Origin of the sequence: Murimonas intestini, assembly GCF_024622195.1 — a bacterium.
Classification (GTDB): Bacteria; Bacillota; Clostridia; order Lachnospirales; family Lachnospiraceae; genus Murimonas; species Murimonas intestini.
Genome location: NZ_JANKBI010000002.1, coordinates 72864 through 92911 on the forward strand (window position 1 = coordinate 72864; position 20048 = coordinate 92911).

Annotated in this window: 20 protein-coding genes; all 20 read left to right on the forward strand. The window is 46.9% G+C overall.

Annotated features, from left to right (window positions below; translation table 11 throughout):
- The 20 genes from ruvX (at position 1) to NSB28_RS04430 (ending at position 20032) form a co-directional block, all read left to right on the forward strand.
- Positions 1-441 (forward strand): Holliday junction resolvase RuvX, encoded by a 441-nt coding sequence (gene ruvX, locus NSB28_RS04335; protein ID WP_109625344.1) that lies wholly within the window; start codon positions 1-3, stop codon positions 439-441.
- Entirely contained in the window at positions 428-688 is a 261-nt protein-coding gene (locus NSB28_RS04340) for a DUF1292 domain-containing protein (protein ID WP_109625345.1), read from the forward strand. Before ruvX ends, NSB28_RS04340 begins: the two co-directional genes overlap by 14 nt.
- Before the next feature lie 166 nt (positions 689-854).
- Complete coding sequence (locus NSB28_RS04345; RefSeq protein ID WP_109625346.1) at positions 855-2519, forward strand: ribonuclease J; 1665 nt, start codon at positions 855-857, stop codon at positions 2517-2519.
- Positions 2520-2530: 11 nt separating this feature from the next.
- Complete coding sequence (locus tag NSB28_RS04350; protein ID WP_257497456.1) at positions 2531-2887, forward strand: YlbF/YmcA family competence regulator; 357 nt, start codon at positions 2531-2533, stop codon at positions 2885-2887.
- A 32-nt stretch (positions 2888-2919) separates the two neighbouring features.
- Positions 2920-3309 (forward strand): endolytic transglycosylase MltG, encoded by a 390-nt coding sequence (locus tag NSB28_RS04355; protein ID WP_257497455.1) that lies wholly within the window; start codon positions 2920-2922, stop codon positions 3307-3309.
- 20 nt (positions 3310-3329) lie between these two features.
- On the forward strand, positions 3330-3977 hold the full coding sequence (locus tag NSB28_RS04360) for an O-methyltransferase (protein ID WP_109625349.1): 648 nt from the start codon (positions 3330-3332) through the stop codon (positions 3975-3977).
- Positions 3978-3983: 6 nt separating this feature from the next.
- The gene (locus NSB28_RS04365) at positions 3984-5231 is read left to right on the forward strand and encodes a peptidase U32 family protein (protein WP_109625350.1); all 1248 of its coding nucleotides are present in this window, start codon (positions 3984-3986) and stop codon (positions 5229-5231) included.
- Positions 5231-6433, forward strand: coding sequence for a metallophosphoesterase (locus NSB28_RS04370; RefSeq protein WP_109625351.1), 1203 nt, complete (start codon positions 5231-5233; stop codon positions 6431-6433). The genes NSB28_RS04365 and NSB28_RS04370 overlap by 1 nt, the downstream gene beginning before the upstream one ends.
- A gap of 69 nt (positions 6434-6502) precedes the next feature.
- Positions 6503-7126, forward strand: coding sequence for an RNA polymerase sporulation sigma factor SigK (gene sigK / locus NSB28_RS04375; RefSeq protein ID WP_109625352.1), 624 nt, complete (start codon positions 6503-6505; stop codon positions 7124-7126).
- A gap of 14 nt (positions 7127-7140) precedes the next feature.
- Positions 7141-7866, forward strand: a complete 726-nt coding sequence (locus NSB28_RS04380) for a 4'-phosphopantetheinyl transferase family protein (protein ID WP_109625353.1) — start codon at positions 7141-7143, stop codon at positions 7864-7866.
- Positions 7867-8022: 156 nt separating this feature from the next.
- A complete protein-coding gene (locus NSB28_RS04385; protein ID WP_109625354.1) occupies positions 8023-9597 on the forward strand; it encodes a YifB family Mg chelatase-like AAA ATPase in 1575 nt (524 codons plus the stop codon).
- A complete protein-coding gene (gene dprA / locus NSB28_RS04390) occupies positions 9597-10694 on the forward strand; it encodes a DNA-processing protein DprA (protein ID WP_109625355.1) in 1098 nt (365 codons plus the stop codon). Before NSB28_RS04385 ends, dprA begins: the two co-directional genes overlap by 1 nt.
- A gap of 28 nt (positions 10695-10722) precedes the next feature.
- Entirely contained in the window at positions 10723-12789 is a 2067-nt protein-coding gene (topA, locus tag NSB28_RS04395) for a type I DNA topoisomerase (protein ID WP_109625356.1), read from the forward strand.
- Between the two features lie 204 nt (positions 12790-12993).
- Positions 12994-13776: a GTP-sensing pleiotropic transcriptional regulator CodY gene (gene codY, locus NSB28_RS04400; RefSeq protein WP_109625357.1), complete on the forward strand. Its 783-nt coding sequence runs from the start codon at positions 12994-12996 to the stop codon at positions 13774-13776.
- Positions 13777-14069: 293 nt separating this feature from the next.
- On the forward strand, positions 14070-14354 hold the full coding sequence (gene groES / locus NSB28_RS04405) for a co-chaperone GroES (RefSeq protein ID WP_109625358.1): 285 nt from the start codon (positions 14070-14072) through the stop codon (positions 14352-14354).
- Between the two features lie 133 nt (positions 14355-14487).
- Positions 14488-16107, forward strand: a complete 1620-nt coding sequence (gene groL / locus NSB28_RS04410) for a chaperonin GroEL (RefSeq protein ID WP_109625359.1) — start codon at positions 14488-14490, stop codon at positions 16105-16107.
- A 162-nt stretch (positions 16108-16269) separates the two neighbouring features.
- Entirely contained in the window at positions 16270-17022 is a 753-nt protein-coding gene (locus NSB28_RS04415) for a type 2 periplasmic-binding domain-containing protein (RefSeq protein ID WP_109625360.1), read from the forward strand.
- A gap of 60 nt (positions 17023-17082) precedes the next feature.
- Positions 17083-17586 (forward strand): DUF6106 family protein, encoded by a 504-nt coding sequence (locus NSB28_RS04420; RefSeq protein WP_109625361.1) that lies wholly within the window; start codon positions 17083-17085, stop codon positions 17584-17586.
- A 136-nt stretch (positions 17587-17722) separates the two neighbouring features.
- Positions 17723-19177: an IMP dehydrogenase gene (guaB, locus tag NSB28_RS04425; protein ID WP_109625362.1), complete on the forward strand. Its 1455-nt coding sequence runs from the start codon at positions 17723-17725 to the stop codon at positions 19175-19177.
- Positions 19178-19294: 117 nt separating this feature from the next.
- A complete protein-coding gene (locus tag NSB28_RS04430) occupies positions 19295-20032 on the forward strand; it encodes a peptidoglycan recognition protein family protein (protein WP_109625687.1) in 738 nt (245 codons plus the stop codon).
- The last annotated feature ends 16 nt before the right edge of the window (positions 20033-20048 follow it).

Here is a 20048-nt window from a genome sequence, read left to right on the forward strand (position 1 = left end):
ATGAGAATAATGGGATTAGACTACGGTTCAAAGACAGTAGGTGTCGCTGTAAGCGATGCCTTGCATCTGACCGCGCAGGGAATAGAAATAATAAGAAGAACGTCTGAAAATAAGCTTCGCCAGACTCTGGCGCGTATTGAAGTTTTGATTGAAGAATATGAAGTAGGGACCATTGTCCTTGGGTTCCCGAAAAATATGAATAATACTATCGGAGACAGGGCTGAGAAGTCTCTGGCATTCAAAGAAATGTTAGAGAGACGGACAGGCCTGCCTGTTATTATGTGGGATGAACGGCTGACGACTGTGGAGGCGAACAGGACTCTTATAGAGGGGAATGTGCGCCGTGAAAACCGTAAAGAATATGTGGACATGCTTGCTGCTGTCTATATTCTGCAGGGTTATTTAGATTGCGAGGATATGAAAAATCATGGAAAAGATTAAATTCGATTTTGCAGACACACAGGAAACTGCAGAATTTTTTGTGTTGGAAGAAACCCGTATTAACGGGATTAATTATATTCTGGTAACTGATTCAGAGGAAGACGATGCAGAAGCACTGATTTTAAAAGATTTATCAGCAGACGGCGATGCAGAAGCTCTGTTTGAGATCGTGGATGACGATGATGAGCTGGAAGCCGTATCCAGGATATTTTCTGAGATGCTGGAGGATGTGGATATCACGCTGTAGGAAAAACCTGCCGCGTTTGATGTTAAATAAATAATAAAATATAGTTATTCACAAAATTTCAAGGGTATCATTGCGTCCGGACGGATTATATCCTTAAAATCACGGGGAATACTATAAGTACAAATGATCAAGGACGGATAATAAAAGAAAATGGAGGTATATTTTTTTGAAAAACATTAATAACTCAAAATTGAAAATCATTCCTTTAGGTGGACTGGAACAGATAGGAATGAACATTACTGCCTTTGAATTCGAAGACAGTATAATTGTTGTGGACTGCGGTCTGGCTTTCCCGGAGGACGACATGCTGGGGATCGATCTGGTGATTCCGGATATCACATATCTGAAGGATAATATCAGCAAAGTGAAGGGGTTCGTGATAACCCACGGCCATGAGGACCATATCGGCGCCCTTCCCTACGTGCTTAAGGAAATAAATATCCCGGTATATGCCACGAAGCTGACTGTGGGACTGATAGACAATAAATTAAAAGAGCATGGCCTTTTAAAGAAAGTAAAGAGAAAAGTAGTGAAACACGGACAGTCCATAAATCTGGGCGCATTCCGCGTTGAATTTATTAAGACAAACCACAGTATCCAGGACGCATCCGCACTGGCTATCTATTCACCGGCAGGGACGATTGTCCATACAGGTGACTTCAAGGTAGATTATACGCCTGTGTTTGGTGACGCCATCGACCTGCAGCGTTTTGGCGAGATAGGGAAAAAAGGCGTTCTTGCCCTCATGTGCGACTCTACAAATGCGGAGCGCAAGGGCTTTACAATGTCGGAGCGCACAGTTGGAAGAACGTTTGATAATATATTTGCTGAGCATAAAAATACAAGGATCATCATCGCTACATTTGCTTCTAATGTAGACAGGGTGCAGCAGATCATCAATTCAGCTTATAAGTTCGGCAGGAAGGTAGTGGTGGAAGGCCGGAGCATGGTCAATGTCATCGGAACTGCCTCAGAGCTGGGTTATCTGAATATTCCGGACAATACACTGATAGAGATCGAACAGATGAAGAACTATCCGGATGAACAGATGGTGCTTATCACAACAGGCAGCCAGGGTGAGTCCATGGCAGCGCTGTCACGTATGGCTGCAGATGTTCACAAGAAGGTTACGATAAAGCCGGGCGATACAGTGATCTTCAGTTCCAACCCGATTCCCGGAAATGAGAAGGCTGTTTCAAAGGTTATCAATGAGCTGTCCATGAAGGGCGCTGATGTCATCTTCCAGGATGCCCATGTATCAGGACATGCCTGCCAGGAAGAGATCAAGCTTATCTATTCACTGGTGAGACCTAAATATGCGATCCCTGTCCATGGAGAATACCGCCATCTGAAGGCACAGGCAGAGATAGCGAAGAATCTCGGGATAGAGAAGGAGAATATCTTCATCCTGTCCTCAGGGGACGTGCTTGAGCTGGATGACAGCCAGGCTAAGGTAGTGAACCATGTACAGACAGGCGCTATTTTTGTAGACGGACTGGGTGTGGGTGATGTGGGGAATATCGTTCTGCGTGACCGCCAGCACCTGGCAGAGGACGGCATACTGATCGTTGTGCTCACACTGGAAAAGCACAGCAATATGGTAATGGCAGGGCCTGATATCGTCTCCAGAGGATTTGTGTATGTGAGAGAATCAGAGAGCCTGATGGAAGAAGCCAGGCATGTGGTTGAGAATTCTCTTGACTACTGCATGGATAAGAAAATAACAGACTGGGGCAAGATCAAAAATAATGTAAAGGAATCCCTGGGGGATTTCCTTTGGAAGAAAACAAAACGCAATCCAATGATCCTGCCTATCATAATGGAAGTATAAGGAAGATGCAGATGGATAAAGTTGAAGGCTGCACCAGGGCTTTGATGGAGGCAGTGACCTCCAGTGAAGCATATGCCAGATATATAAGTGTGAAAGAGGAGCTTTCAGGACAGCCGGAACTCAAAAAACAGATCAATGATTTCAGGCGGCGCAATTACCTCATCCAGAACCAGCCTGACAGCGAGAAGCTGCTTTTAGAGATGGCTGATCTGGAGAGGGAGTATGAGGACTTCCGCAAGAATCCGCTTGTCCATGAATATCTGGAAGCAGAACTCAGGGTCTGCCGTATGATGCAGAAGATCAGCCAGGCGCTGGTCAGTGTTATAGACCTGGAGCTGGATGATATAGCGGATGCTATTATACTGTAAGGATGGATTATGTACGACAGAGGGGAGAAGGCATGAAGACGAAGAATACTGCATCAGCAATACTGTTTACAATACTGAAAATCGTGATTCTGGTCCTGATCGTCTTAGCGCTCATAGCCATAGGAAAAAAGGCATATGACTTCGGATATAAGGTATTTGCCCAGGAGACTGTGTCAGATCCGCCGGGAAAGGATGTGGTGGTGACCATACCAGACGGAATGGATGCAGGGGATGTGGGGAAGCTGCTGGAAGAAAAGCGGCTGATACTGGATGCTGATGTCTTCCGTGTCCAGGAGCTTCTCTCAAAATATCACAACAAGATAAAACCAGGGACATACACATTGAATAATTCCTGGTCTGCCGATATGATGCTTGAGGTGATCTCGGGCACGGACGAAACAGAGTCAGAATCGGAAACATAAAGAACAGAGGCTGGAAACAGATGATAGTAGATGAAAGGATGGTTGCCTACATCAATTCCCTTGATGCAGGCAACACACCATTTTTGAATAAGATAGAGCAGCAGGCACGAAGAGACTTCGTGCCTGTAATTCGAAGGGAAACACAGAGCTTCTTAAAAGTCCTGCTGGCTGTAAAACGCCCCATGAAGATTCTGGAGGTGGGGACAGCAGTGGGATTTTCTACGCTCCTGATAAGTGAATACGCCCCTGCGGGCTGCCATATCACCACAATTGAGAAGTATGAGAAGAGGATACCTGTGGCCAGGACGAATTTCCGGGAAGCAGGCAGGGAGGATATGATCACGCTCCTTGAGGGGGACGCCATGGAGATCCTTGCAGGGCTGCAGGGGAGTTATGATTTCATATTTATGGATGCGGCGAAGGGGCAGTATATCCATTTCTTTCCTGAGGTGATGAGGCTTTTGGAGCCGGGCGGAGTCCTTGTATCTGACAATGTGCTGCAGGACGGTGATATTATTGAGTCACATTTTGCAGTGGAGAGAAGGAACAGGACGATTTACAAAAGAATGAGGGATTACCTCTATGAGCTGAAACATAATGACAGTCTGACGACCAGCATTGTTCCCCTGGGGGACGGTGTGGCAGTCAGTATCAAGACAGAAGGATGATGATATATGAGAACACCTGAATTACTGATACCGGCCAGCAGCCTGGAAGTGTTAAAGATTGCCGTGATATATGGCGCGGATGCAGTGTACATCGGCGGAGAGGCATTTGGGCTGAGAGCAAAGGCTAAAAACTTTTCCATGGAGGACATGAGGGAGGGCATTGCATTTGCCCATGAGCATGGGGTAAAGGTCTATGTGACAGCAAATATCCTGGCTCATGATGACGATCTGGCAGGCATAGAAGAATACTTCGAGGAGTTAAAGGAGATAGGACCAGACGCCCTGATCATTGCAGACCCGGGTGTCTTTAACATTGCAAAGAGAGTCTGCCCGCAGATAGAGCGCCACATAAGCACACAGGCCAACAATACAAATTATGAGACATATCTGTTCTGGCATGAGCTGGGAGCAAAGAGGGTAGTCTCGGCAAGGGAGCTGTCCCTGGCAGAGATAAAGGAGATACGTGCCCATATCCCGGATGAGATGGAAATTGAGACATTTATACATGGGGCAATGTGCATATCATACTCCGGACGCTGCCTTCTGAGCAATTATTTTACAGGAAGAGATGCCAACAGAGGAGCCTGCACCCATCCCTGCCGCTGGAAATATTCGGTGGTGGAGGAAACGAGGCCGGGAGAGTATATGCCCGTCTATGAAAATGAGCGGGGGACTTATATCTTTAATTCAAAGGACCTGTGTATGATAGAGCATATCCCGGAATTGATCGAAGCAGGGATAGACAGTTTTAAAATAGAAGGGCGGATGAAGACAGCCCTGTATGTGGCTACTGTGGCCAGGACATACAGGAAGGCCATCGATGACTGTCTGAAGGACAGAGGGCTCTATGAGGAGAATCTGCCGTGGTACAGGGAGCAGATATCCAACTGTACCTACCGCCAGTTTACAACAGGCTTTTTCTATGGCAGGCCTGACAGCGAAGCGCAGATATATGACAGCAATACTTATGTAAAGGAATACACTTATCTGGGCATAATAGGTGAAGAGAACGGTGAGGGCTGCTACAGGATAGAGCAGAGAAATAAATTCTGTACAGGCGAGATGATCGAGGTAATGAAGCCTGACGGCCGGAATATCCGGGCAGAGGTGAAACGTATCATAAATGAAGACGGAGAAGAGCAGGAATCAGCTCCTCATCCCAAGCAGGTGCTGTATGTGGACCTGGGCATGAAGCTCTCGCAGTATGACATCCTGAGACGTCAGGAAATGGAAACAGAGAAAGAAGGAAACTGATGATCGCAATATTACTGGCTCCGGTCTATCTGCTTGTCAGCTATTACGTGCTTAGATGGACATTAAAGTGGATGGGTGCATGTCACCGGTTTTTTAAAGGAAAATATTTCCGCCGGATCTTCATAGGTTTATATGTTTTCGGTTCTACAGCCGTGCTCACGTCATTTCTGATCAAGCAGCCTTACTGGCTGCACAGGGTGCTGAAGCAGGTCAGCAATTTCTGGATGGGTGTATTTCTGTACGCAGTTCTGGCCATTGCCGCGGCAGATCTTGTCAGGCTGATCCTGCGTCACACAAAGGTCTTAAAGGATAATGTGGTAAAGTCAAAGGCCATGTTTATCACAACTGGCACTGTGGCTGCAGCGGCAGTCATAGCTCTCAGTGTCTGGGGACTTCTGCATGCAAGGCATATCACCACGTCATCATATGAGGTGGAGGTGGCCAAGGAGTTTGAGGATAAGACAATGACCGTGGTCCTGGCGGCTGATATGCATCTGGGTTACAGCATAGGCGAGTGGCATATGAGGCAGATGGTGGACAGGATCAATGAGATGGATGCTGATGTCGTCTGTTTTGCAGGGGATATATTTGACAATGAATTTGACTCGGTCAAAAATCCTGACAAGGTAGAAGAGATCCTGAGAGGGATCAAAAGTAAATATGGAGTATATGCTTGTTATGGAAACCATGACCTGGATGAACCCATACTGGCGGGATTTACCTTTGGCAGAGGGGACAGAGAAAATGATGATACAAGGATGGAAGAATTTTTAAAGGGCGCGGGCATCACGCTTCTCAATGATGAAGCCGTATGCGTGGATGATAAGTTCTATCTTGCCGGAAGGCGGGATTTCTCCAGGGCGCGGAAGGTGGAGGGAGGAAGAAAATCTCCTGAGGAACTGCTGGAAGGCCTGGATAAATCAAAACCTGTCTTTGTCATAGACCATCAGCCGAAGGAACTGGATAAACTGGCTGCGGCAGGGGCTGATATGGATCTGTCAGGACATACACATGACGGGCAGCTGTTTCCTGGGAATCTTCTGATAGGCCTTATGTGGAAGAATCCCTGCGGACATATAATAGTGGACGGGATGGACTCTGTGGTGACATCGGGAGTAGGCGTCTGGGGACCTAATATGCGCGTGGGGACAGACAGCGAGGTAGTGAAGATCACAGTTAATTTTCAACAGGCGCAAAAATAATTTTTGGGAAAGGCACTAACTGGGGCATTTAGACATAAACTGTATTAAATCCGCCAAGAGGTGCTTTTTTTGAAGACATTTCCAAAGCCGCTTACAGCCGACGAAGAAAAATACTACCTTCAAAAATATCAAGAGGGCGATATGGAAGCGCGGAGGATTCTCATAGAGCGCAATCTGAGGCTGGTAGCGCATGTAGCCAGAAAATATCAAAGCCCGGATGAGGATGTAGAGGACCTGATCTCTACAGGAATCATCGGGCTTATTAAAGCGGTGTCGACCTTTGACCACAGCAAGACCAACAGGCTGGCGGCATATGCGGCCAGATGCATTGAGAATGAACTGCTGATGCTGTTCCGCGTCCGCAGGAAGATGGCCAAGGAGGTCTCCCTGTATGAGCCCATAGGAACAGACAAGGAAGGTAATGAGATAAATCTGCTGGATATCATAGAGAGCACGAATGAAGATGTTGTGGACAATATGGAGCTGCAGCAGAACACTAAGAAGCTGTACGGCCTGCTGAATATAGCTCTGAACCAGAGGGAACAGGAGGTTTTAAAGCTCCGCTACGGCCTCTGCGGGGAGGAAGAGACGACCCAGAGGGAGATAGCCGACAGGTTGGGGATCTCGCGTTCATATGTATCCAGGATTGAAAAAAATGCACTGAAAAAGCTCAGAGAGTGCTTTACAGAATAAAGAGGAGTGGGAAGATGCAAAGGATAAAGGCATATCTGCTTAAATCTGAAGAATGGCTGCAGGAGCCATATATTGATAAAATAATGGAACTGCTGCCCCGGGAGCGGTATGAAAAGGCCAGGAACCTTAAAAATCCAAAAGCCAGGGCTCAGAGCGTGCTGGCGTATGCTTTGCTGGCGATGAAGCTGCAGGAGGACTGGGGGACGGGATTTATGCCGGATATACTGAGCGGCAGCAGAGGAAAGCCTTATCTTGAAGATTATCCGGATATTTTTTTTAATTACAGCCATTGCAGCAGGGGGATCCTGTGCGCTGTATCTGCCTGTGAGACAGGGGCTGATATAGAGACTGTAAAGCCCTATAAAGAAAAGCTGGCAGGAAGAGTATGCCATCCAAAGGAGCTTGAAATGCTGGAGCAGATTGCTGACCCGGACGGGCGGGCAGTTTTTTTTACGAGAATCTGGACTGCGAAGGAGAGCTATCTAAAATATCTGGGCTGCGGTATAGACAGGGAGATGCGCACTATCGACATGTCAGGATGCAGAAACAGGAGTTTTGACGTATACGGTGCCGGATTTGCAATGCTGGAGGGCGAAGGGTTCATGGCTTCAGTCTGCCGGAGTGAGCTCACGGTCCGGGAGGATGGGCAGGGCCTGCAGAAGGGCAGCACGGATAGCAGGATATCTGTACAGGAAGTATCAGGCAGGGAAATCTTAAGCTTCTGCGGCTTGTCTTTTTGAAGTTTTGTGATATAATCATATTATAATATTTTTTTTGCTTACACGGCGGGGCATCAGCCCCGGCTGTTCTTTTTTGGCAGTTCTGCCATTATTTCCATTTTATAAATGAATCGATAACCAGTCTAATTGAATTTTACCGGAAGGAGGTATGTTTTTTTGTTTTGCAGTATTTTATCAGCAGCTCTTTTGGGAGTGGACAGCAGGCTTGTGGAGGTGGAGGCTGATGTCAGTGAGGGGCTTCCCATGTTTTCCATGGTGGGATATCTGTCATCCCAGGTGAGGGAGGCGCAGGACAGGGTCCGCACAGCCATAAAAAACAGCGGGATCCGCCTGCAGCCAAAGAGGATCACCCTGAACATGTCACCGGCAGATTTAAGGAAGGAGGGAACCTCCTTTGATCTGCCCATAGCAATAGGGATTCTTGGTGCATATGGCCATTTAAGACCATCCTCCGTGGAAAATATCATGGCGGCGGGAGAATTAAGCTTAAACGGGGAAATACGGCCTGTCAGAGGGGTACTCCCCATGGCGCTCATGGCAAAGGAGTCAGGCTGCCGGCTCTTCCTGGTGCCGAGAGAGAACTTAAAGGAGGCACAGGCCGCCGGAGGCATTGCCGCATACGGAGCCGGGAACCTGAATGAGGCCATAGATATTATAGAAGGGCGCAGTATTTTGGAAAAGGCGCAGGATGAGGAAAGGTATCGGGAAGGAGGAGGGGAAGGGCAGAAAAATGATACAGAGCCGCTCAGGCATGAGAGAGAGGATTTTTCTGACATACTGGGACAGGAGGCGGGAAAGAGGGCCGCTCAGATAGCCATGGCCGGGCTGCACAATATATTATTCATAGGGCCTCCCGGGGCTGGCAAATCGCTGATCGCCAAAAGACTCCCCACTATCCTGCCGCCCATGTCGGAGGAGGAGCAGCTGGAGGTGTCAAAGATATACAGTATTGCCGGAATGCTGCCCAAGGGAGAGCCTCTCCTGAAAACAAGGCCCTTCAGGGCGCCCCATCACACGGTGACTGCCCAGGCCCTGGCCGGGGGAGGACGGTATCCCAGACCAGGGGAGGTGAGCCTTGCGCACAGAGGAGTGCTGTTTCTGGATGAACTGGCGGAATTTTCATCATCCACACTGGAAATACTCCGGCAGCCCCTGGAGGAGCACAGCATATGGATAGCCAGGATGGGAGGGAGCTGTATGTTCCCGGCCAGATTTGTGCTGGCCGCAGCCATGAATCCGTGTAAATGCGGGTATTTTCCTGATTTGGAGAGGTGTATCTGCACACCCGGACAGGTCCAGAGATATTTAGGCAGGATCAGCCAGCCGCTGCTGGAGAGGTTCGATATGTGTGTGGAGATCCCAAAGGCGGGATATGATGACATGCTGTCTGCGCCCCCGGGGGAGGACTCAGCCGGGATGCGCGCAAAGGTATGCGCGTCCATGGAGATTCAGGAGGAGCGCTACAGGGGGAGTGCGTACAGGTACAATTCAGATTTGGACGGAGAAGGCATATCCAGATACTGTGCTATGGACAGGGAGGCAGAGGAGATTATGAAAAGTGCATTTTACAGGCTGGACTTAAGCGTCCGCTCTTATCACCACGTTATCCGGACAGCCAGGACTATAGCGGACCTGGAGGGAAGCAGCATCATCAGGGGAGGACATGCGGCGGAGGCTGTATGCTACCGCTCTGCTGACAGGAAATACTGGAACAGGGGAGGGATATACTGATGGTGTCAGACGGAAAAGAGGAAGCATGGCTGTGGCTCTGTTCACAGCAGGGCCTTTATTATGGAGGGATCCAGAAAATAATCAGCAGATTTGGCGATGCGCAGGCGGCCTACAGCGCCGGGGATGAAGCGATCAGGGAGTGTCCGGGGCTGAGCCTGAAAATAAAAAATGAACTTGCAGGAAGGCGCAGGGGAAAGGCTTTCCTGAGAGAATATCATAAATGGAAGAAAGAGGGAATACATTTTATCAGCGCCGCACATGAGAAGTTTCCTGAGAGGCTTCGGAATATTCCTGAGAGCCCCTTCGGGCTTTTCGTAAAAGGAGAACTGCCCTGTCCCTTCAGGCCTGCCGTGGCTGTTGTGGGGGGAAGAAAATGTACGTCCTATGGAAAAAATATATCACAGGATCTGGGCAGAAAGCTGGCGGAGCATGGGGTGGAGGTCATCAGCGGCATGGCCTACGGCATAGACGGGTTTGCACAGCAGGCGGCCCTTGATGCGGGAGGGGCCTCCTTTGCAGTGCTGGGCAGCGGGGTGGATATCTGCTATCCCATATCTCACAGAGGCCTCTATGGGGCGCTGGCGGACAGGGGCGGCCTGATCTCGGAGTTTCCGCCGGGAAGCCCTCCTGCGGCATACCATTTTCCCATGAGAAACAGGATCATCAGCGGGCTGGCTGATGTGGTGGTGGTGATAGAGGCCAGGATGAAGAGCGGCTCACTTATTACGGCAGATTTTGCCCTGGAACAGGGGCGGGATGTCTATGCCCTTCCCGGCAGGTCGGGGGATGAATTGAGCGCCGGGAGCAATCGTCTGATAGCCCAGGGAGCAGGCGTTCTGCTGTCTGTACCCGCGTTTTTGGAGGAGCTGGGGTATGGCAGTGCAGATGCCCCCAAAATAAAAAAATGTAATATTGGACTTGAAACGAACGAAATTTTGGTGTATAGTTGTGTGGATTTACAACCCAAAAGCCTTCAGGAACTGGTAACAGAGACAAAGGCTTCTGCGGCAGCTGTGGCAGAGGCTCTTATAAGGCTGGAATTAAAAGGTTTGATCAAAGAAGTCTGGAAAAATTATTACATCCTGAGAGATGAATGATAAATGCCGAACATGGGGGTATTAGTGAATGGCGAAATATTTAGTGATCGTGGAGTCACCGACAAAAGTCAAAACAATTAAAAAATTCCTTGGCGCGAATTATGAGGTGACAGCATCCAACGGCCATGTAAGAGACCTTCCCAAAAGCCAGTTGGGAATTGATGTGGAACACGGCTATGAGCCGAAGTATATTACTATCAGAGGGAAGGGGGACATCCTTGCCGCACTCCGCAAGGAGGCAAAAAAAGCCGATAAAGTCTATCTGGCAACTGACCCTGACCGTGAAGGGGAAGCCATCTCCTGGCACCTTTCAAAAGCGCTGAAGCTGGATGACAGCAAAATGTACCGTATCACTTTTAATGAGATCACAAAGACAGCGGTAAAAGAGTCACTTAAGCATGCCAGAGAGATCGACATGGATCTGGTAGATGCCCAGCAGGCCAGAAGGATGCTGGACCGTATGGTGGGATATATGATCAGCCCGCTTCTGTGGGCAAAGGTAAAGAGAGGCTTAAGCGCCGGGCGTGTACAGTCAGTGGCGCTTAGGATCATCGGAGACAGGGAAGAGGAGATAAACGCTTTTATTCCGGAGGAATACTGGACCCTGGATGCCGATTTTACAGTACCGGGAGAAAAAAAGCCGCTTAAGGCCAAGTTTTACGGGACAGAAAAAGAAAAGATCCAGATCCGCTCAAAAGAAGAGCTGGACAAGATATTAAAGGGCCTGGAGGGTGTGAGCTATCAGGTGGCGGACGTCAAGAAAGGTGAGAGGACTAAAAAAGCCCCCCTTCCTTTTACCACCAGTACACTGCAGCAGGAAGCGTCAAAAGTCCTGAACTTTTCCACACAGAAGACTATGCGTGTGGCACAGCAGCTCTATGAAGGTATTGATATCAAGGGAAACGGGACAGTCGGTCTCATAACTTATCTGCGTACTGATTCAACCAGGATATCTGAAGAGGCTGATAAAGCAGCGAGAGAATACATTGACAAGACATATGGAAAAGAATATGTCTCAGGGACAGTCCAGGAAAAGAAGAGCGGCAAAAAGATCCAGGATGCCCACGAGGCTATCCGTCCCAGTGATATAGAGAGGACTCCCATATCACTGAAGGATTCTCTTTCCAGGGACCAGTACCGTCTCTATCAGCTTATCTGGAAGCGTTTTACAGCCAGCAGAATGGAAAATGCCAGATATGAGACAACTTCTGTCAAGATAGGCGCAGGTGAATACCGTTTTACAGTTGCAGCGTCAAAGCTGGCTTTTGACGGATTTATGGCTGTCTATGTGCAGGAGAGCGATGAACCTGAAAGCGGAAATGTGATGATGAAGGGACTGGATAAGTCCACACAGCTGGCGCTGAAGGAATTTGACAGCAAACAGCATTTCACACAGCCGCCTGCACATTACACAGAAGCAGCCCTGGTGAAGACTCTGGAGGAGCTGGGCATCGGACGCCCAAGCACATATGCGCCCACTATTACAACGATCATCAACAGGCGTTATGTGGCGAAGGAAAATAAGAACCTCTATATGACAGAGCTGGGTGAAGTAGTCAACAACATGATGAAACAGGCTTTCCCAAGTATAGTTGACGTGAACTTCACAGCTAATGTGGAATCTCTCCTGGATAAGGTGGAAGAGGGGGTTGTCACATGGAAGACTGTTATCAGCAATTTCTACCCTGATCTGGAGGAAGCGGTGAATATCGCCCAGGAAGAGCTGGAGAAGGTAAAGATAGAGGATGAGGTGACGGATGTCATCTGTGAAGAATGCGGAAGGAACATGGTCATCAAATACGGGCCCCACGGTCGTTTCCTGGCATGTCCCGGGTTTCCTGACTGCCGCAATACAAAGCCTTACCTGGAAAAAATCGGAGTCGCCTGCCCCAAATGCGGAAAAGATGTGGTGATTCGCAAGACAAAGAAGGGAAGACGCTATTATGGCTGTGAGGATAATCCGGAATGCGATTTCATGTCATGGCAGAAGCCTTCCAAAGAAAAATGTCCCGACTGCGGTGGCATTATGCTGGAAAAAGGAAATAAGCTTGTCTGTGCGGATGAGCACTGCGGACACGTAGAATCTAAAAAGTAACTGTGACATACATCTTGCGGAAAGCATTTTCAAAACACGCTCTTGAGGCCGGATTAGGAACAGTTACGAAAATAAAAGAAAGTGTATTTAATTTTCGCATTTTTTATTGAAATTCAAATAATTGTATGCTAAGATGTCTACATGATGACGTAGTGTCGCATTGGGCATAGCCAATCCGGGGTGATTGACAGAACAGGAGGAATAATGAGCGTACAGTTATTGGATAAGACCAGAAAAATCAATAAACTCTTGCATAACAATAATTCAAGCAAAGTTGTGTTTAACGATATTTGCGCTGTGCTGACAGAGATATTGAGTTCAAATATTCTGGTCATCAGTAGAAAAGGCAAAGTTCTGGGAGTAGGATTGAGTGAGGGCGTGGAAGAAATCAATGAATTAATTGTGGACAAGGTAGGCGGATATATTGATCCGATGCTGAATGAGAGGCTTCTTGGCGTCCTGTCCACAAAAGAGAATGTGAACCTGGAGACACTGGGCTTTGTGGGAGACAGTGTAAAGAAATACCAGGCGATCATCAACCCGATCGATATCGCGGGAGAGAGACTGGGCACTGTATTTATGTATAAGAGCAGCAGCCAGTATGAGATAGACGATATCATCCTGAGTGAATACGGGACCACTGTTGTGGGACTTGAAATGATGCGTTCCGTACACGAGGAAAATGCAGAAGAAAACAGAAAAGTTCAGATTGTGAAATCAGCGATCAGCACGCTGTCATTTTCAGAGCTGGAGGCGATCATCCATATCTTTGATGAGCTGGATGGCACTGAAGGCATACTGGTGGCAAGCAAGATCGCGGACAGAGTCGGAATCACCCGTTCAGTTATCGTAAATGCCCTGCGAAAATTTGAAAGTGCCGGCGTCATCGAATCACGTTCATCAGGAATGAAGGGAACATACATCAAAGTCATCAATGATGTAGTTTTTGATGAGCTTGAGAATATCAAAAAAGAAAAGATGAAATAAGCTTATACGGCGCGTTATACAGCCCGGGAACACTGTTGTTCCCGGGCTGTGTTTTGAGTATAAATAATTAAGAATCTAAAAAAAATATAAAAAGGACAAAAATGAGAAAAACAGAGAAAAATTAAGAATACATGAGGTAATTTGTGAATATAATTAAAATGAGCGACATAACTGCAGTTGCACATTTAACTCAATTTAACTAATATAAGAGCATCGGTTAGCACTCGATAAAAGTGAGTGCTAATAATTAAAAAAGTAAAAACAGATCTTAACAAATAAGGAGGAGATTTTTTATGAAGTTAGTACCATTAGGTGACAGGGTTGTATTAAAACAGTTTGAAGCAGAGGAGACAACAAAATCAGGCATCATCCTTGCAAGCAAATCCCAGGAGAAGCCGCAGGAAGCAGAAGTAGTTGCAGTAGGACCTGGCGGAATGGTTGACGGCAAGGAAGTTACAATGCAGGTAAAAGCAGGCGACAAAGTTATTTATTCCAAATATGCAGGAAATGAAGTTAAGTTAGATGACGAAGAATACATTATCGTAAAACAGAGTGATATTCTTGCAATTGTAGAATAAGCCTGATTATTTAACAGGTTTGTTTATAAATGTTCAGGCAGGCCGGACAGATCAGCGGTAAATGCGGATCGCGGCTGAAATAATTGATATAATATAGAAATAATATAGATCAGAAAACTAGGAGGAATCAGAAATGGCAAAGGATATTAAATTCGGCGCAGACGCAAGAGCAGCACTGGAAGCAGGCGTTAACAAATTAGCAAATACAGTAAGGGTGACACTTGGACCGAAAGGAAGGAATGTTGTCCTTGACAAGCAGTACGGAACACCGCTCATCACAAATGACGGCGTGACAATCGCAAAAGAGATCGAGCTGGAAGACGCTTTCGAGAATATGGGAGCACAGCTTGTAAAGGAAGTTGCTACTAAGACAAATGACGTGGCAGGTGATGGAACTACAACAGCTACAGTTCTGGCACAGTCCATGATCCACGAAGGAATGAAGAACCTGGCAGCAGGCGCTAATCCTATCGTTCTGCGCAAGGGTATGAGAAAAGCTACAGATACAGCAGTAGAAGCTATCGCAGCCATGAGCAGCAAGGTAACAGGAAAAGAGCAGATGGCAAGAGTTGCAGCTATCTCAGCAGGTGAGGACGAAGTTGGAAACATGGTGGCAGATGCTATGGAAAAGGTTTCTAATGACGGTGTCATCACAATTGAAGAGTCTAAGACAATGAAGACTGAGCTGGACCTGGTAGAAGGTATGCAGTTTGACAGAGGATACATCTCAGCATACATGGCTACAGATATGGAAAAAATGGAAGCAGTCCTGGATGATCCGTACATCCTGATCACAGATAAGAAGATTTCCAATATTCAGGAGATCCTTCCGGTTTTAGAGCAGATCGTACAGGGAGGCAAGAAGCTTCTCATCATCGCTGAGGATGTTGAGGGTGAAGCTCTTACAACACTGATCGTAAATAAATTAAGAGGAACATTCCAGGTAGTGGCAGTGAAGGCTCCGGGATATGGTGACAGAAGGAAAGAAATGCTTCAGGATATCGCTATTCTGACAGGCGGCCAGGTTATCTCTGAAGAACTTGGTCTGGAATTAAAGGATGCCACAATGGAACAGCTGGGACGCGCAAAATCTGTAAAAGTACAGAAAGAGAATACAGTTATTGTTGACGGCTGCGGAGATAAGGCAGAGATCCAGAACAGGATCGGCCAGATCAGAGCTGCAATTGAAGAGACAACATCTGACTTTGACAGAGAAAAACTTCAGGAAAGACTTGCTAAGCTGGCAGGCGGTGTTGCAGTTATCCGCGTAGGCGCTGCTACTGAGACAGAGATGAAGGAAGCTAAGCTCCGCATGGAGGATGCTTTAAATGCAACAAGAGCAGCAGTGGAAGAAGGTATCGTATCAGGCGGCGGTTCAGCATATATCCATGCATCCAAAGAGGTTGAAAAGCTTATTGAAACTCTTGAAGGTGATGAGAAGACAGGCGCTAAGGTCATCTTAAAGGCACTGGAATCTCCTCTGTACCATATCGCAGCAAATGCTGGACTTGAAGGATCTGTTATCATCAACAAGGTAAAAGAATCTGCAGACGGCATCGGTTTTGATGCTTACAAAGAAGAATATGTGAACATGGTGGAAGCAGGTATCCTGGATCCGGCCAAGGTTACAAGAAGCGCACTTCAGAATGCAACAAGTGTAGCAAGCACATTCCTTACAACAGAGTCATGCGTGGCTAATATCAAAGAAGAGGCTCCGGCAGCTCCTGCACCGGGCGGAATGGGAATGATGTAATCTGTTCATCAGTTCTTAAGATTTTTATAAAAAATTCATAATAATGGAAGGGTGGACGCATGGACGTCCACCCTTCTTTGTGTTAAACTAAGAATTGACCCAAAAAGGGAGGATGGCCTTAAGGGGGCCGGCAGTAAAAACAGACGATAGGAGAAAGCGCAGATGAGCAACACAGATGATTTGAGCTTAAAAGGGAGATTTCATGAAGAGATAAGAAAGCTGAAGGTATTGAAGGGAAAAGCAAGACTGCAGTACATCTGGGACTATTATAAGCCTCTGATGGCAATTATCCTGGGCATAGTCCTGGTGATCACAATTATTGCGCAGATGGTGCACAATTCCAAAATCGATACGGTTCTCAGCGTAGCAATATTAAATGGTGCGGGCTTTGATGAGGAATCACAGGAGCCTCTGATCAATGGATTTGCAGAATATGCAGGCATCACACTGGATGAGTGGACAGAAGTCTCAATCGATTCCAGCATGACAATGGACCCGGGACAGATGGACACATATACGATGAGCAGCATGACAAAGATCATGGCCATGTCAGGTTCAGGAAGCCTGGATGTAATGCTTATGCCGGAGAGTGTATTTGAATATTATGCAAAGCGGGGAATGTTTGAGAATCTCGAGGATGTTCTGCCGGCTGATCTGATGGAACAGAATAAGGATGGGCTGAGGATGGAAGCACAGTATACAGAAGAAGAACAGTCTGAGAATATGAATGAGATGCGTGACGGCCTTGAGTCAGAAAAGGAACCGGCCGGCGAGAAGCTGCCATACGGTGTGGAGGTTGAAAGAAGCGGTGCACTGGTGGACCTCTGTCCGTATGAACCTGTGATAGCGGCAGTGTCAGTCAGCGCGGCAAATAGAGAAAATGCAGTAAAATTTGTGCAGTATTTACTTCACTAATGAGAAATTTTCAGGTATAATAAGAAATAAAATGTATAAAGAAACAGCAGGAGGAAAAAAATGAGCGATTTATACACAGAATTGCTGGTACAGAGAAAAACACCGGCAAGCGCGAAAATTTTAAAGGTTCTGATGATTGTGGCTACGGTATTTGCCGGGCTTCTGGGATTCACATTCATGCCTCTGGCCCTCGTGGTCTTTGTGGGAATGATCATCCTGTGCTATTTTAAGCTTTCCAGCTTTGATCTGGAGTTTGAATATCTCTATGTGAACGGCGAGCTGGATGTGGACAAGATCATGTCAAAGACAAAAAGAAAAAGAGTTGCAAGTATTGAGATGGAAAAGGTAGAGCTGGTGGCCCCTTTAAAATCCCACGAGCTGGACTATTACAGGAATAACAAGGGAATTAAGATCGTGGATTATTCATCAGGCGAGGAAGACCATGATATCTATGCCATTATCCTGAACGGGGAGAAGGGCATGCAGATGATCTACTTTGAGCCGAATAATATTATTTTAAATGATATGAGGCGTATCGCCCCGAGAAAGGTTAAAACAATGTAAAATTTTAGTTGCTGTTCACAGGGTGAACTGTAACCAGGAATAAATTTTTGTCGGAATTTCAGGTTGACAGCAGATTTTTTATCTGATAGACTAGAGAAACTAAATTAAAATAGTATAGAAGAGAGGAAGAAAAATCATGGGTAGTATTATTGGTGAAGGAATTACTTTTGATGACGTGCTGTTAGTTCCGGCATATTCTGAAGTCATTCCCAATCAGGTGGATCTGACAACACATCTGACCAAGAAGATTAAACTGAACATTCCGATGATGAGTGCCGGGATGGATACTGTAACGGAGCATCGCATGGCGATCGCGATGGCGAGACAGGGCGGTATCGGTATCATCCACAAAAATATGTCAATCGAGGCGCAGGCAGACGAAGTAGATAAAGTTAAGCGTTCAGAAAACGGTGTTATTACAGACCCATTTTATTTATCCCCGGAACATACTCTGGCAGATGCCAATGACCTGATGGCGAAGTTCCGCATCTCAGGCGTACCGATCACAGAGAATGGAAAGCTTGTAGGAATCATCACAAACCGTGATCTCAAGTTTGAAGAAGATTTTTCTAAAAAGATCAAGGAATCTATGACTTCAGAAGGCCTGATCACTGCTAAAGTGGGAATCACCCTGGAAGAGGCCAAAAAGATTCTGGCTAAGGCGAGAAAAGAAAAACTGCCTATCGTGGATGAGGACTTTAATTTGAAGGGACTTATCACCATTAAGGATATCGAGAAGCAGATCAAGTATCCTCTCTCTGCAAAGGACGAGCAGGGACGTCTTCTCTGCGGAGCAGCAGTAGGGATCACTGCAAACGTTCTGAACCGCGTATCAGCGCTTGTGGAGGCACATGTGGATGTGGTAGTGCTTGACAGCGCTCACGGCCATTCCAAGAATGTCATCAATTGTGTGAAGATGATCAAAGAAAAATATCCTGAGCTTCAGGTTGTTGCAGGAAATATAGCTACAGGCGAGGCAGCCAGAGATCTTATTGAAGCTGGTGTGGACGCCATCAAAGTAGGTATCGGACCAGGCTCTATCTGTACCACTCGTGTCGTGGCTGGTATCGGTGTTCCTCAGATAACAGCAGTCATGAGCTGCTATGAGGTGGCAAAGGAATATGGCATCCCTGTTATTGCAGATGGAGGCATCAAGTATTCAGGTGATATGACTAAAGCCATCGCAGCAGGAGCTAATGTATGTATGATGGGAAGCATCTTCGCAGGCTGTGATGAGAGCCCGGGAACATTTGAACTCTATCAGGGAAGAAAATATAAGGTCTACCGCGGAATGGGATCTATTGCAGCTATGGAGAACGGCAGTAAAGACCGTTATTTCCAGGCAGATGCCAAGAAGCTTGTACCTGAAGGCGTGGAAGGTCGTGTTGCATACAAAGGCAGCGTAGAAGACACTGTATTCCAGCTCATGGGCGGTTTAAGGGCAGGAATGGGCTACTGCGGGACATCTACAGTGGAGGCGCTGAAGGAAAACGGAAGATTTGTAAAAATCACTGCTGCTTCCTTAAAAGAGTCGCATCCTCATGATATTCATATTACAAAAGAAGCACCAAACTACAGTGTAGACGAATAAAGAAGACACTTAATGCCCCGGCAGGGAGCTTTCAGCGTATGGACGGTGGAAGCCCTGCAGGGGTGTTTTTCTACAGATCCCGATAGATGGATTACGGGGAGAGAGGTTCTGATAAGTATGGAAAACCAGGAAAAAAAGGAAAACAGCAGCAGTGTGCGGCAGAGTGAGAGAGAGCAGAGCAGGAGAGCTGAAATGTCCAGAAGGAGGCGCAAGAGGCAGCTGATGCGCAGAGTCACATTTGTTGTCTCAGGAATTCTGTTTGTGGCAGCGGTAGGGTCTATTATCTGGAATGTGGCAGTAAAAAAAGATACTCCGGCTTTTGTGAACCAGGGTGAGGAGAATATAACTGTTCCCAGGCCCGATATCGATGTTCAGCTGCTCACTGTAAATCCCAATTCCAGGCCTGGTATAGCTACAGACAGGATCAGGGGCATCGTAGTGCACTATACGGCTAATCCCGGCAGTACAGCGCAGCAGAACAGGGATTATTTTGAAAGCCTGAAGGATTCTCAGGAGACCTCTGTGAGCAGTAATTTTGTGATCGGCCTGGAGGGGGAAATCATACAGTGTGTACCCACAGCAGAGATGGCGTATGCGTCCAACAACAGGAACAGCGACACAGTTTCTATTGAATGCTGCCATCCGGATGAATCAGGCAAATTCACTGATGCTACATATAAATCGTTAGTCCAGCTGGTGGCCTGGCTCAGCCAGAAATTCGGCCTGGATACAGATGACATCATCAGGCATTATGATGTGACAGGCAAAGACTGCCCGAAATACTTTGTTGAAAATGTGGAAGCCTGGGAACAATTTAAAAAGGATGTTGCAGATTACATAGCAAAATACGACTAACTTATTATAACATAGA